Source organism: Pseudoalteromonas sp. MMG013 (assembly GCF_018100885.1).
Taxonomy (GTDB): domain Bacteria; phylum Pseudomonadota; class Gammaproteobacteria; order Enterobacterales; family Alteromonadaceae; genus Pseudoalteromonas; species Pseudoalteromonas aurantia.
The window spans coordinates 334,164-349,730 of record NZ_JAGJEE010000003.1 but is presented as its reverse complement, the minus strand read 5'-3'; the positions used below and the strand labels follow the sequence as shown (position 1 = coordinate 349,730).

Sequence of the window (15,567 nt, the reverse complement as noted above, 5' to 3'; positions counted from 1 at the left end):
CAAAGGACTTTCAGATGATAGCGCAATATACTCTATTAACCACGTTAGCGTTGCACCACGTTATCATTGGTAGCGTGTTAATCTGCATTTTATTCATACTAAATAAGGTATTACGCTCTAGCGCAGAAATGCGCAGTTGGGTATTAATGAGTGCTTTTATTACTTCCACCATTGTGCCTATTACTTTACTGTCCACCAGCTCATTATTTGACAACAAAATTATCGATGAACACTCAACCACAAATGCAGACACGAACCCTATCACTCTTTTACGTAATTACGACGTCACGGTGCCAACAAGTACTCATCAATCACTGTGGCATATGCCCAGTGAGATTGTCTTTCAATTCAGTACGATACTAACGTTATTAGTCTGTGTGTGGCTAGTGGGATGTATATGGCGCAGCGTTTCGGTATTACAGTCTTTTATACGCACGCGTCAATTGCTCAAAACATGTCAAGGCATCGAACATGCTCACGTGTGTAACTTAATCCCCAAAACGCGGGTTAAACTCTACAGCTCAAAAAAAGCCGCTTCACCTATGGTTGTGGGCTTAATCAAGCCAAGAATCATTATCCCTAAAAACATTGTGACTCAATTATCAACTGAGCAGCTCACCCCTATCATTTTACATGAGCTAGCACATATTCAACGTAATGATATATGGTTTAACTATCTTCAAGAGTTTATCGCCATCGCTTTTTGGTGGAGTCCTGTCATTCGCATATTAAACAATCGCATTCACATTGACCGAGAGCTTGCGTGTGATTTACGTGCAGTAAAGCAACTCAATAACAACAAACAATATGCACAATCTCTGATTGATTGCGCAAAATTAATGATAACCCAAAACAGGAGCGTATTAGCAATGGGATTATTTAGCCAAAAAAAAGAGCTCAACAACCGTGTTAATGCGGTACTTCAAAGTAAAAAAATGAAGATGCCTAACATCATCAGTATTTTAGCGGTTTGCTTTGTTGTATCAGCATCAACCATTAAGGTATCACAAGCATTTGTCCCGCAGGTGAGTATTAGTGATACGCGACAAAACGCCTTACATTATTCATTGCTGCCCCCGACCGAAGGTGAACAATTAATTGCGGCCGTTATGCGCAATGATATTGCACAAATTCAACACCTACAAAATCAAGGCGTTGATATTAACATTCCTGCGATTGGTGATGGTACGGCACTCATTATTGCCGTAAAGCAAAACAATGAAGCAATGGTGCAAGCATTAATTAATTTAGGTGCCAACGTGGATCAATCATCAAATGGCGACGGCAACCCTCTCATTAATGCAGCGATGACCAACAACCTTCACCTTGCTCAACTCTTAATTGATAACGGTGCAGATATCAATGCCGTTGTACGACGCGACGAAACGCCTTTAATTAATGCCACTCGAAGAGGTTTTTTTGAAATGACTCGCTTACTCGTTAGCCAAGGTGCCGATGTGAACCTATCCGTTAAAACGGGTATCTCCGATGGGAATAAAATCCGAAGCCCATTGAATATGTCTCGTGATCAAAAGATCACTGATTACCTGATTGACCAAGGTGCCATCAAATAACGAGGGACGTTATTTTACCACTAGCATATACCCAGTATGTCACTCAAATACTGAGCTGACTTAGCACCCAATTAAATCTAAAGACGAGAATTCTTTTCCTAACTTATGCTTGGGTTCAGCAGACTCGTCTCTAAAAAAAGAGACTCGTATGTATTTCCTCTTAAATAGTCTTAACCAGATGCAACAAAATGGAGGTCTGTATGATTTTTAACACCCCGTTATTTTTCTGGTTTTTTTGTATTTTCATCTTATTTTATGGCTTTGTGTTTTTAAAACAAACCCCCAAACTTTATTGTCTTCTTATTAGCAGTTTAGTTTTTTACGGCGCATGGAATTATAGCTTCATCCCTTTGCTCGTTGGTAGCGGTATTGCCGACTACTTCATTGCCCAAGCTATGGCTAATTCTCTTGACAAAAAAAATAAAAAACGCTGGCTAATGCTTTCTGTGGCCATTAATTTGGGCATTTTAGCGGTCTTCAAATATGCTGATTTTGCCATCGAATCTGTCGCTGCACTCTTATCCAGTATTGGCTACAACGCATCATTGGAAACACTGTCATGGGTGCTCCCTGTTGGTATTTCTTTCTATACTTTCCAAAGCTTAAGTTACACCATTGATGTGTATCGAGGGGACTTAAAACCGCGTAAAGGCTTAGTTGAGTTCATCGCTGCTTTATCATTTTTTCCACAACTCGTTGCTGGTCCAATCCTCAGAGCTAAGCATATCTTGCCACAAATGCACAAAATTTCTCTGCCCAAATGGGACGAAGCAAAGCATGGTTTTTTGCTCATCACTGTTGGGTTAATTAAAAAAACTGGGGCTGACATTCTCGCAATCCCCGCAGACAAAGCATTTGCTGCCCAGGAATCTTTAAGCACACTAGAGATGTGGACCGGAGTACTTGCCTTTGCGGGGCAGATTTACGGTGACTTCTCAGGCTATACCGATATGGCAATCGGCCTTGCCATCTTACTCGGTTTTAACATCCCCCTTAATTTTAGGGTGCCTTACTTTGCCCTTTCGCCTGTGGATTTTTGGCGACGCTGGCATATTTCGTTATCAAGTTGGCTCAAAGATTACTTATATGTTTCTCTGGGTGGTAACCGGCATAACCAACGCACTCGCAATATATTTATCACCATGTTGCTTGGTGGTTTATGGCATGGAGCAGCGTGGACTTTCGTGGCATGGGGCGCATTTCATGGCGCAATTATTACCTTAACCCATTACTTAGCCAGTCAACCTTTATTCACTCGCTTTAATCACAGTAATCGGTTCACGACTCGTTTGCTAAAATGGGCCGTCACTTTTTACTTAATTCTACTTGGTTGGGTATTTTTTAGGGCGCCTGATATGTACAGTGCTGTCACCATTATTGGTAATTTACACACCATCGGCAGTGCAACGGAACTTGGCGCACATGCATGGCTGATTTTCGCACTAACCACCGTATGGGTTTTACTGGTTCATGTTATGGACCACTATGTTATTAAATCAGCTAACAAATTAGAGAACAAAAACGGGCTATTTTGGTTTGTTATCATTGTGGGTCAAGCCCTGTGTTTATTAATAGGAGAACCGAGTAATGAATTTATCTACTTCCAATTCTGATCAAGATAACTCAAACATCGGCACCCCCGTACAAAGCCGACGTGTTTTTATGAAAATAACCTTAGCTATCACGTTAGTTATGGTAACAGCTATGGGGTTAGTACGCGTATTACTGGATGCTAACGGCGCAAATCAACAAGGAATTTTAGGCCGAGTATTACAGGCAAAAGCAGCCCTTCCAAACATTATTGCCGAGCCAAATGATCTCGTTATGTTTTATGGCTCCTCTATGGTAAGAGCTGGCTTCTCGCCCCGAAAGTTTGACCGTGATTTAAAAAATATGGGGAAAAACATCACTTCTTTTAATTTTGGCTTTGGCGGCTTAAACCCCTATTACCAAGATTTACTTTCAAGACGTATTGCTGAACAATTTGTCACTAAAAATAGGCAATTAAAACTGGCACTCATTGAGTTTAACCCCTTTCAAGCTACGACTACTCGATGGGATCGAGCTCAATTTACTGTTGACTCCTACATTACAATGCTGGCCAACAATGATGAACTATGGCGCATATTACGTGAGGACCTAACTCGTGGGGTGCATTTATACAACATTAAGTATATTCGTAATCATGTCTCTGCTGAGATGATCACCAGCTACTATGCACGAGAAATATTTCCACCATATAGAAGAGATGTTTTTCAAGATAATGAGAAAGTTACCCTAGAACGTCGCAAATTAGGTCGTGAGTTAAATACATTATTTAAGAAAGAATATCCTAATTACCAAGGTGAAGAGTGGTATTACCCCTGGCAAGGCGCTGGCACTATTCCTGAAGAGCGTGCAGCCCACACCCTTGAAGTATTTGATAAGTATTACGCAGTTACACAAACTGACGCCCAAATGAAAAATGATCGTCTCAGTCGTATTCGTACCACTGACATTGAAGACATGCATTTTGAGCCGCGCTTAATTACAAGCTTTATTAACATTGTGAAAAACTTTCAGCGTTTTTCAAATACTGTTGAGGTGGTCATGCTGCCAAAAAACAGTCGTTATATTACTTATTCAGCAGCAGGCAAACACCGCTTAGCTCAAGCAATTCAGCAAATAGAACAGGCAACTGGTATTACAATCAAAAATCATCAAGATATTAGCGCCGTCACACCTGATATGTTCAGAGACACCACACACCTATCCCGTTACCGTGGTGATATTGCTTATACAGACTTTTTAGTGAAGGAATATGCTAAGAGTCTATAATCTAATTAAAAAGAGACTCACTCAAGTGAGTCAGTCTCTTAGCCGCCTTTAAAATACCTTTCCCATGAGCGAAGGTAATAGCCTTCACTTATTTATCTGTGCTTGTTAAACCATCACAAGTAATGACTGTTCGTAGTACTTCTATTATTTACCGTAAAAATTCAATTCATATATTACAATGATAAATGCTTGAGGCTATCAGTACTGAACTCCAATTTACTGCCTTTAAATATTTTAAATCTATCTGAAAAAAATCGTACATGCCCTTTTTTTCTTTCGATAAATAAAGGTACTTCTATGCCTAAACAAGACACTGCATCAGCAAATTGTTTGCGAGCTCGATGGATTTGGATATTGACATGATTCTCACCCATGCCGAGATCTCTCGATAACCTTTCAATTGACACCCATCCTTGTAAAATGCCTTTTTTCTCCATATCAGCCTTATACCTTACAAGTAAAGCTGATAAATAATGGTGACTGCGAACATCCAAATCAATGACTTCCTCATCACAATATACTTTGAGTTCTGTCATTTCTTCATCTTGACTTATTTGAAAAACAAAACTCAAGTTTTTTCCTGAATCATCACTTATATCAACAGTCTCTTCGGTGCTCCTATTAACTATTTGCAACAATTGCCAACTCGTACTACCAATGTTGAGCTGCTCACCATCCCTGATCGGCCGACTTTGCATATCCGCAATGTTTTCACACCACCATTGCTTAGCGACATTATCATAATAAATAACAACATCGGGGCACTCTTGTGACGGTAATAGATGATATTGGTGTAAAAACAACTCTTCATCTACTGTATTCGTTTGCTCAATTTCATCGTAAAATGGAATTAAAATATCCTGTGGGCTGCTTAAATTTGCGACCTTAAACGTCGCGCCGGAAACATTCGCTAAACAGACTGTATCATTGAGTTGCAATTGCTGTGGTTGCTTAGAGTTAATCTTGAGATCATTTATCCATACGCCATTCTTACTGACATCTCGAATCCACCACTTTTCATCAAGCCATTCAATAATCGCATGCATTCTTGATATCTCTGGATGATCTACACAGCTATCAACTGACTGATGCAGCCGGCCTATACAGTGAAATGCTTTTAAATACAGCTTAGTACTATCCAGATTTGATACCAAATACGCCATAGCCCCCCCTTTTAAAATAGAAAGTATTCAATAAAAAAAACAAAGCCTTATCATTTAAATTGATCTTAACAAGCTGCCAGTCAACATCGCAATAATACAATCATAACTTGGAAATTAAATCTCTAAGCTATGCTCAAAACTCTAAAAATATCAATAGAGGCGTCGGTTACACCAAATGTCATACTGCTCGTTTTGGCGGTCGAGGATATTATTACCCCAAACCGATAATGTCCATGTGTTTTCGATATTACCAATATGTATTTATATAGATATTGCTTGCACAGTTACGCCTTACCTTACACTCGTATTCAATCCATCATAAATATAATAAGCATGCTAGATAAACATTCGCTCACTATGTCAACTTTAACCTTGATGTGTATTAGCTCACATTCTCACGCAATGTCTTGGAGCTTATGCTCTGACGGTATTAATAGAAGTGCCATGACAATTGAAGAAACACTATCAAATCAACATATGAAATATTTATCTTTCAGCCTAAAATTAGCGGGCACGCGCTCAAATATGACTGTATACGGTACAAATTAGTAAAAACACCATTCAAACAGGCGGCTGTTATGATTTAACTTTTGACGGCAACTCAAGTGACGCCATATCATCTGGCAGTGGCAATGACCGGATATCAAGAGGGATCAAAAATACCCACTGACCAGACGCCCCGTGCAACACGCGGTAACGCTGCACGTAATAGCAATGACAAAGCATTTAACACTTGGCAAAGCAACCTCAGTAAAAATATTTCCGACTCGCAGTGATTCGTACTACTCAGGTGCTGCATTCTCAGCTTCCAAACCGTAGAGTAGCCCTCAGTCACTATAGCCCGTGTTGTAACTATAAGGCCTTCGATTCAACCGCACTCTAAGATATTGGCTTACTCGTATTGACACAAAGCTAACAAATATCGAGCCCTTTGCGTATTTAAGATGGACAATATTTAAAAAGTCTCCACTACCCCACTATTTCATTACTGATGATTTCATTTGCAACGTTAACAGGTCAACATACTCAAACCTACTCCACTTTTTTTGCTAAATAAAATCCAAAAACGTCTCAAGTAAAGTCTTACCTACTTTAACCTCTCCGTAATGAAAAAATATAATAAATAAAATCAATATATTGAAAGTCTATTCAATTAAATGGTCTTATCCAATTTATTTGGGCGTCAATGCTTTATCTTTTCGTTAAATTTATTCCGGTGTTAACGAGAATACGTTTTCACATCGATACAACATGGCCTCATTAACTGAGCGAATAAGCATAATTGATGAGTACTTTCTAAAGGAACGACAGGAATAATAGATATGACTAAGTTTACTAAATATACAGTTTTTGCAGGACTTGCTTTTGCATCACTTAATGCCAGTGCAGATCATTTAACGCCCGATCAGCAAAGCAAATTAGATGCAATTTTAGGGTGTATGTCGCAATCCAATGACACCATCCATATACATGGCTGTAACTTGCAAATTGTAAATGGTTCTGGTGATACCAATACCGGTAACGGTACAGGTAACCTCATTATCGGGTATAACAATGGCGCAACGGCCCCATCAGCCCCATCACCGCAGGCAAGCGGTTCACATAACCTCGTTTTAGGACACGGCCATACTTATACAGGTAACGGCTCATTTATTGCTGGCAGAAACAATTTAGTGTCAAGCGATGCAAGTTTCGCCACTGGAGCGTCGGGCACAATCGATCACGCTCATTACCAACGAAGCACCATCGCAGGCGGTCTAGGTAACGTCGTTAAAGGCGTACTAAGCGGCATTGCTGGCGGGAATAATAATACAATTTCTGATTTTAGCTCTGCGCATATGGTGATACTAGGTGGCAACCATAATGAGGTAAGAGGTCAATACAGTACTATCTCTGGGGGTGTTCGCAATAAGGTGGTCAATGCATTACAAGCCAATATCCTAGGGGGGGAAGACAATGTTATTACCAAGCAACAAGTGGTGATTGCGGGTGGCCGATTTAACTCAGCGTCAGCAGAAGCAGCTGTTGTACTGGGCGGGCAAAATAATGCAGCTGATGGATTTCAGTCTACCATCGCAGGTGGTGCTGACAGACAAACCACAGAATGGCAAGAATTCAGAGCTGGCCATTTTAACGCAAAAAACTAAACACCGTCACTGACCACATTAAAGGAAAATATCCATGACTAAATTATCAAAATTAGCGGCTGTTATTACACTGTCAACCAGTTCAATGGCCGCCAATGCCGCCCTTACAGAAGCAGAACAAACAGCCCTGATCGACATTCTTTCATGCTTAGACCGAGTTCATAATACCCTGGTTGTCACAGGTTGTGATGTACAAGTCGTCAACGGCTTACATGGTAACAATGAAACGAATAGTAAAGGCAATGTCATTTTAGGCTACAACCGAGCAGATAGCCCTTACGCACAAAAAACTGGCTCTCATAACCTCGTCGTTGGTGATTTTCACCAATACACATCAGTTGGTTCAGTTGTCGCAGGCGATAGCAACAACGCACTTGCAGAATCAGTGACTGTCGCAGGCCGGTTCAACTCAGCTAAAGGCTTTCACAGCGCCGTTTGGGGAGGAGAATCAAATACCGCAGAAGGCCTCTTCTCTGTCATTTTAGGTGGCCAAGAAAACCACACGCCAGACCTGCATAACTTTGCCGTCATAGCTGGCGGTAAACGAAATACAGCGAGTAATTTCTTCTCAATGGTACTCGGAGGTGAGCAAAACATCGCAACCGGACAAAGCTCTGTCATTTTAGGCGGTACATTAAACAGCACAACTGGGCCAAGCTCTAGCATTACTGGTGGGATAAACAATAAAGCAACAGGCGAACTCAGTGCTATCTTAGGTGGAGAAGCGAACCAAGCTAATGGCTTCACATCGACCATTGGTGGCGGTCTAAAGCGCGCAGTTCATGGCCGAGATAACTATCAAGCCGGTTATTTCTTTTCTGAAAAGTAATGCAACGAAATAAATAAAATTTAAGGAAAATATTATGTTCAACCTACATAAAATCGCAGTACTTATTGGCCTCGGCATCACAGCTGGCAGTGTAATGGCTAACTCACATGACCATGGCCATGACCCTATACAAAGCGAGCACGCGTTACGCGCAATTTTACAATGTATGACCAAAGTAGATAACACGCTTGTGATCAATGGGTGTAACTTGCATTTAGCCAATGGCAGTAATAAAACACACCAAAACTCTGATGGCACAAGTTCAGCCAATGGACTGGGTAACCTTATTCTTGGCTATAACGTTATTAATACCTCCACTGGAACCCCTGCATACTCTCATACAGGCTCTCATAACTTAGTTATTGGAGATGGCCATAGTTACCAGTCAACGGGTGCCATTATCGCAGGCGCGAATAACCGAGTAACAAGCCGCTCTGCCGTGGTCGCAGGTGTCTTCAATCAAGTCAATGGAATTGCTTCAACAGTGCTGTCAGGTTCATACCATGAAGCACATGGTAACTACAGCACCATTTTTGGTGGCGCAGGTAATACCATTGCCGCTGGCGTGAGCTGGGGCAGTATTTCTGCCGGAGAGTCTCATAATGTCGAAGCGCATTTAGCCAGTATTGTTGGAGGTCGTCACAATACCGCAAAAGCGCGCGCTTCGGCTATTAGCGGTGGCCAATTTAATGAAACCTCCGGTGAGCTTGCTGTGGTTGTTGGTGGCTCACAGAACAAAGCCACAGCCCGTGCCGCAGTAGTACTTGGTGGCCGATATAACGAAGCAAACGGTGAACTATCCACTGTCGCTGGCGGCCTAAAGCGCAGTACCACAGGCAAGCACGACTATCGAGCAGGGGCTAATTTCTTCTCTAATCAGTAAATAACGAGACTCCTAAAAGTGCGTTTAAGCCATACAAGACAGTATGGCTTAAACGGTACTTTTAATTAGCAAACTGCGGACTTTCAATAGCACAACTGTGTTTACGATATTGACTGGGCGTGACACCCGTATGCGCTTTAAATAAGCGATTGAAATTAGATTTACTGTTAAACCCTGCGTCATATGCAACGGCCAAAATTTTACACCTGCTTTTACATAACAGCCGCTTAGCTTCATCAATGCGGTATTGGTTAACAAAATCATAAAAGCTCATTTGTAAGCATATATTAAGCGTTGCAGATACGTCGGTGTTATTAATTTTAATATGCTCAGCCAGTTCTGAAAGGCTCAATTGAGGATTCAAAAACAACTTTTCAGATTGCATCGCATAAGTTAATTTTTTCACTAAATCGGCGTGCTCCGCACATTTGAACTTTTTTTGAGGGCTGCTTATATCCTCCAACGAAGATAAGCGTTGCACTGTATTAGGTTTCGTTAAGTTAAGGTAGGTGAGAATAAACAGGCCTACGCTCATAGGTATATAACTGGCAAGTGATACCCATTTGCTCAAAGGCACCGGAAACACATTATCGATACACAACATAGCAAAAACAATAACCCAAGTACTCAATTGATATTGACTCAAGCGACGCAACCAAATTAAGTTTTTGCGAGTCTCTTGCGTAAACATCGGCTGTTTAAGGTGTATCAGCGTATACACTGAGTAGCCCAAAGCACACACAACACCAAAACAAAATGGCCATGTAAACATAAATAAGTAAGACGCTGAAATAGGTAATAAATGAAATATGTCGTTATGAGACAGCCGCGTATTGTGAATTAAAGATCTAGCATACAAATAAAACAAAGGGCCATAAAATGGGTCAAAAGTGAGGTATGACTTATATTGAACAACATTAAAAAAAATCAATGCAACTTGTACAAGTTCTAAGGTAAAAACTAGAATCCACACACTTAATAAGCTGCACGCTTGAGTTTTAGACTTATTTGTTAATAGCAAAAAGCAAAGTAAGCAGCCTAACAATAGGGTTAATACATAAAAGTTACGAGTAATTTCAATAAAAATCTGTAACATTTCAACATTCCTTATTTGACTTTATTACCGTACTAGACCGCTCACCTCAAAATAAATTACATTTCAGCTACAAAAAAACCTCACTTTTATTTCTTAAATACCCATTTTAAATCCAACCCGATACGTTAATGACTAAAAAGAATGTGTTCGCTAGCGTTTAATTGAACTTAAGACAAAGTGAATTGCTATAAAGTGACACGATGGCTTTCCCCTCATTAAATGTGAGACGCCAAACGATTTAACTAACCTCAGGTTTGGATAAGGGTTTTGGAATAGAAAATGTTTTGAAAATAAACTTACGTACAATCCAATGATGATATTTCGTTCAATATCAAGGCGCTTTTATGCCGTAATAGCGGGCTATTACAAATGAAAGCAACGCCGAGAGTGAGAAAAATAGCTTTATTGGGCAAATTCGCTTATCCAGAGCTGAGGTTAACTAGGTATAAACCCCAGTAAGTAAGCCAGAATCTGTCACCGCTTCAGTCATGAATCTGATGAGCCCAATGTTGTACGACTTGCAAAACATTGCTCGCATCTATTGGTTTCGTTATATAGTCGTCCATACCGGCGTCTAAGCACTTTTGTTTATCTCCTTGCATGGCGTTTGCGGTCATAGCAATGATTGGAATAGACATATAATAACGACCCGTTTGCCCTTCTCTGATATGTTTTGTTGCTTCATAGCCATCCATTTCAGGCATTTGGCAATCCATCAAAATGACGGTATAAGGACGAGTATCATTTGACTCCTTGAGTTTACTTAATGCCTCCACCCCATTCTCAGCCACATCGGCTATTAACCCCATATTACTTAACACTCTTAATGCAACAAGCTGATTGACCTTATTATCTTCGACTAACAGTACATGAGTCCGCTTAACCCATTCATTATCACTGACTGCCAACTCATCATGAGTTGCTTGTTGTGTGCTCTGGTGCCCATCAGATAAAGTAGCTTTGATCTCTTCATTGGTGATCGCTAAGGTATTAAGTAAATCAAAAGCTGTAGCTGGTTTTGAAAAGACACTACTCACCCCACTTTTCTCTATCTCTTTGGTATCATACTGTTCACCTAACTGAGTCATCATTACCAGCTTTAAATTCGCGTACTTCTCCTCTTTTTTAAGCGCTTTCACCAACAATTCACCTGTCATGTCAGGCAAGTTGTTATTGAAAAGTACAGTATCGAATTTAGCCAAATCATTAGATGTAGAATGTTTATTACACATGTGTATGGCATCGGTTGCATTCATTGCTTGAAACACTTTCACTCCCCACAGCTCATACTGTTTGCGAAGCGCATCAATGCTAGAGGCATTTCCATCAACAATAAGTAAGTTTAGGTTTAGGTGCTCATACGATGGGGTTTCTTTCCCTTCAACAGTACTTTTGTTCACCAAGCATGTTATGGTAAAGCAGCTCCCTAGCCCCTCTTCACTTGATGCAGTCACATCTCCATTGAGCAATTGACACAGCCTTTTTGTGATACTGAGCCCGAGCCCCGTGCCACCATATTTTCTTGTTGTAGATGTATCAACCTGACTAAAAGAATCAAATAACGCGGAAATTTTCGCTTTGGGGATCCCTATTCCAGTATCTCGAATAAGGCATTTAAATACATATTGATCCGCATCATTCGTGGCTTCAAGCTGCGCACTAATGGTAATGTCTCCTTGCTCGGTAAACTTAATCGCATTGCTTAATATATTAGTGAGAATTTGCCTTATACGACCGGGATCAGAATTAACGTGTTGCGTATGGATATCGGCTAAATCTAGGATGATCTCCACCCCTTTTTTTTGAGCGGGCAAAGCGATTGATTCTGATAGCTGTTCAATGAGTTTTCTTAAATCGAAATCGATGTACTCTAATTCAAGTTTATCTGCTTCGATTTTTGAAAAGTCCAAAATATCATTTATTAAAGTCAATAAGGAGTGTGCACTTGCACTGGCTATATTGACCGAGTGGGCTTGCTCTGAGGTCAATTCAGTGTTCTTTAAAATGTCTAGCATACCCAAAACACCATTCATGGGTGTTCTGATCTCATGGCTCATATTGGCTAAAAACTCTGATTTTAGCTGTGTCGCAGCTTCCGCTTCTTGTAGCGCATCGGCCAAGTCGCGCGCTTGTGTTTCGAGTGATGCCGTCTTTTCTGATACTTGCTCTTCGAGTTGCACAACAAACTGTTTCTGTCGAATAATTTCCGCTTTTTGCAAACGGGTCCGCATGTAAATAACCACAAAAATAATTGACGCAAGTATCAGTGCATATAAACAGTATGCCCACCACGTTAGCCATGGCGGCGGTGACACATACAAGTTAATAGAGAGAATATTTTCTCCCCACTTACCATTACTGTTTGTTGCTTTGACCTGAAATTGATACGAGCCACCATCTAAGTTTGTGAATGAAGCCGTATTTCTATTGCCTATTTCAATCCAATTATCATCATACCCAACCAATTTATAAGCGTATTGATTTTTACTAGGAGAAATAAAGTCGAGCACAGAGAACTCAAAAGAGAAAATATAATCTAGATAAGATATTTCAATGTCAGTTACATAAGAGTATGGCATGCCAAGCTTTGCTGACTGCCCCATTTTACTAAAACCAGTTAAAATCAAGTTAGGCTCACTTTGACTCGACTCAAGGGGCAAGGTACTAAAGTATTCTATTCCCCTCTGACTACTCGTAAATAGCGTATTATCTTTACCCTTAATTAAACTACTAGGGTAATAGTTTAACCCGAGCAAACCATTTTGGCTGTCGAAATTATCCACATCACCGGTCAACGGCGCGTACTTAGAAACACCTTTGTTCGTGGTTAACCACAAATTACCTTCTTTATCATCAGCAATGGCCCGTATTAATGTGGTTGGTAGCCCATGTTCCGTGCTTATATGGGTAAAACTCTGCGATTGTGGTTGATATAAATTCAGCCCTTTTTGTGTGGCAATCCATATATTACCATCTCGTGATTGATGTATATCTTGGACAATGCTGCCCAATAAACTATCTGATTTGTACTTGTTAGTTATGAAAGACTGAAAACGATGACGCTCTTCGAGCCACAAATTAACACCTTCACCGGTACCAACCCACATATTGTGTGCGTTATCTTTGTATATCTCCAAAACTTCTGGGTGTGACAGGCCAAGCTTTTCATCTAAGTGACTAAATTTCTTATTCTTAATATCATAAGTGTAAACACCATTCTTATAGGTACCGATCCAAAGTTTGCCGTGTTTATCAACATTCAATGCCCGTATTTCTCGAAACTCTTCATGATGCGGCTCAGTATCAGGATATGTTAATAACTCGATGTGTTTCGTTGCTAAATCAAATTTAGCCAACCCTTCATCTTGCGCTACCCATAATGTGTGGGCATCACTGAGGTATAAGACTGGTCGCTCTAATAATCTATTTTCGTCAAAGCCATTGAGCGCATGAAAAATTGAAGAAGCAAGTGGTTCTAATCTTTGTGTTGAAGTATGCCATTTAAATAGTTCAGACGATGACGTCACTATTAACAAATCACCATTGTCATCCGTTATAATGCCGTTAGGCGCAACAAGCTCTGGGCTATTGATAGATTTAAACTTTCGGTGTGGTACCAGTTTATATATCCCATGCACTTCATTTGTGATCCAAATTGTTTTCGAATTATCTTCAAAAATCACGCGTAGGCCACTGTTGTGCTCAAGATCAAGTTGTTCTATTTTCTGGCTCAAATGTGACAACCTAAACACACCTTTACTTGTCACAAACCAAATGTGTCCTTCATGATCTTCAATCATTGAATTCACTTGACCTAAATGGCTTTCACCCACAACACCAAGTTGTGTAAACTGGCCTACCGTCGGTTCAAAAATAAAAGGGCCTTTTTGTGTACCCACATAAAGTTTCCCATTTGATGCTTTTAATATATGTCTTATTTCATTCGCGCCTGTGGGCGTATTGTTATCTGGATTCGGGAAGAAGTAGTGAAAGGTTTGCGTTGTCTTATTATACAAGTTTAAACCATAACTTGTGGCGACCCATAAGCTATGTACGTCATTATTTTCAATATCCCAGACTCGATTATGTGACAAGCCTAAATTTCCTTGCTGGGCTTTGATGATGTGCTCAAACTGGTTGTTACCCAGGTATCGATTTAACCCTTTATCATAAGAACCTAACCAAATTGAATCATCTAAGTCATGATACAGTGACTGGATCCGGTTTGCAGATAATGATTCCGGGCGTTTCGGATCATGCAAAAAATTCTCAAACTGCCCCGTTTGTGGATCATATCGATTTGCACCGCCGCCCCAGGTACCAACCCATACATTACCATGTCTATCTTGCATTAAGTTGCCAGCATCATTATGTGATAATCCATTAGTACTGGTACTATCGAACTCAAACAAGGTGACTTTACGTCCATCATATCGCATCACCCCATTTTCTGCGGTTCCAAACCACAGTAACCCCTGTTGGTCTTGAATAATCGAATAAATTTCTGAGGACACAAAGCCATCTTCTGCGGTAAGCTTTTTCACAGAATATTCATTCGCAAGCATGGGGATTTGGCCAAAACAATACGTTGACGCTATTGTTGTAAGCAATACGATGATGCGGATTAAAGTGAACTGTTTATTCATAAGAAGTTTTTGAAGCCGCCGTAATTCATCACATGAAAAATGAAACGCAAGTAATCTTAGATTAGTTTATATCGTAAACTATTTCTATCCTTAAGATATTAAATTTTATAAAGCTTTTAGGCCAGCTGGTGAACTTGTACTGAATCACGAGCTATTAAACAACTCGCTTGGCACTTGCTTAATTAGTATTTGATTTTGCTATGAATGCTTCAAAAAGGGATCGTAACGCTATGAATTGGGCTAGAAAGTAGCACATTAAACAATGGTGCCTTTGCTCCACTGTCTAGTGTGGAACATCTAACTTACCTGAAAAACACATGCTTTAAATGCGCTTCCACCTATCAATTTTTTACTAAATTACTTTGACGTTAATTATTTAAATCGTGCTTATTCCGTTGCTAACTACCATTGG

At 40.2% G+C, this 15,567-nt stretch carries 10 protein-coding genes; 7 read left to right on the top strand and 3 right to left on the bottom strand.

What is annotated here, in order from left to right; genetic code table 11:
- Positions 1–14 precede the first annotated feature (14 nt).
- From J8L98_RS05010 to J8L98_RS05000, 3 genes are all read left to right on the top strand, one after another.
- Positions 15–1,574, top strand: coding sequence for a M56 family metallopeptidase (locus J8L98_RS05010; RefSeq protein WP_210995562.1), 1,560 nt, complete (start codon positions 15–17; stop codon positions 1,572–1,574).
- Positions 1,575–1,774: 200 nt separating this feature from the next.
- Positions 1,775–3,187, top strand: a complete 1,413-nt coding sequence (locus J8L98_RS05005; RefSeq protein ID WP_210995561.1) for an MBOAT family protein — start codon at positions 1,775–1,777, stop codon at positions 3,185–3,187.
- Positions 3,162–4,391, top strand: coding sequence for a hypothetical protein (locus J8L98_RS05000; RefSeq protein ID WP_210995560.1), 1,230 nt, complete (start codon positions 3,162–3,164; stop codon positions 4,389–4,391). Before J8L98_RS05005 ends, J8L98_RS05000 begins: the two co-directional genes overlap by 26 nt.
- Positions 4,392–4,564: 173 nt before the next feature.
- On the opposite strand, the gene J8L98_RS04995 is transcribed toward J8L98_RS05000, so the two are convergent.
- On the bottom strand, positions 4,565–5,554 hold the full coding sequence (locus J8L98_RS04995) for an FHA domain-containing protein (RefSeq protein WP_210995559.1): 990 nt from the start codon (positions 5,552–5,554) through the stop codon (positions 4,565–4,567).
- A 605-nt stretch (positions 5,555–6,159) separates the two neighbouring features.
- Here J8L98_RS04995 and J8L98_RS04990 point away from each other — a divergent pair.
- From J8L98_RS04990 to J8L98_RS04975, 4 genes are all read left to right on the top strand, one after another.
- Positions 6,160–6,330, top strand: coding sequence for a hypothetical protein (locus J8L98_RS04990; protein ID WP_210995558.1), 171 nt, complete (start codon positions 6,160–6,162; stop codon positions 6,328–6,330).
- Between the two features lie 546 nt (positions 6,331–6,876).
- On the top strand, positions 6,877–7,701 hold the full coding sequence (locus J8L98_RS04985) for a hypothetical protein (protein WP_210995557.1): 825 nt from the start codon (positions 6,877–6,879) through the stop codon (positions 7,699–7,701).
- Positions 7,702–7,735: 34 nt separating this feature from the next.
- Positions 7,736–8,530 (top strand): hypothetical protein, encoded by a 795-nt coding sequence (locus tag J8L98_RS04980; RefSeq protein ID WP_210995556.1) that lies wholly within the window; start codon positions 7,736–7,738, stop codon positions 8,528–8,530.
- A 34-nt stretch (positions 8,531–8,564) separates the two neighbouring features.
- Complete coding sequence (locus J8L98_RS04975) at positions 8,565–9,413, top strand: hypothetical protein (RefSeq protein WP_210995555.1); 849 nt, start codon at positions 8,565–8,567, stop codon at positions 9,411–9,413.
- Positions 9,414–9,474: 61 nt separating this feature from the next.
- On the opposite strand, the gene J8L98_RS04970 is transcribed toward J8L98_RS04975, so the two are convergent.
- Together J8L98_RS04970 and J8L98_RS04965 are read right to left on the bottom strand one after the other, a co-directional pair.
- On the bottom strand, positions 9,475–10,509 hold the full coding sequence (locus J8L98_RS04970; RefSeq protein ID WP_210995554.1) for an AraC family transcriptional regulator: 1,035 nt from the start codon (positions 10,507–10,509) through the stop codon (positions 9,475–9,477).
- A 482-nt stretch (positions 10,510–10,991) separates the two neighbouring features.
- On the bottom strand, positions 10,992–15,155 hold the full coding sequence (locus J8L98_RS04965; protein WP_210995553.1) for a hybrid sensor histidine kinase/response regulator: 4,164 nt from the start codon (positions 15,153–15,155) through the stop codon (positions 10,992–10,994).
- Positions 15,156–15,567: the final 412 nt, after the last annotated feature.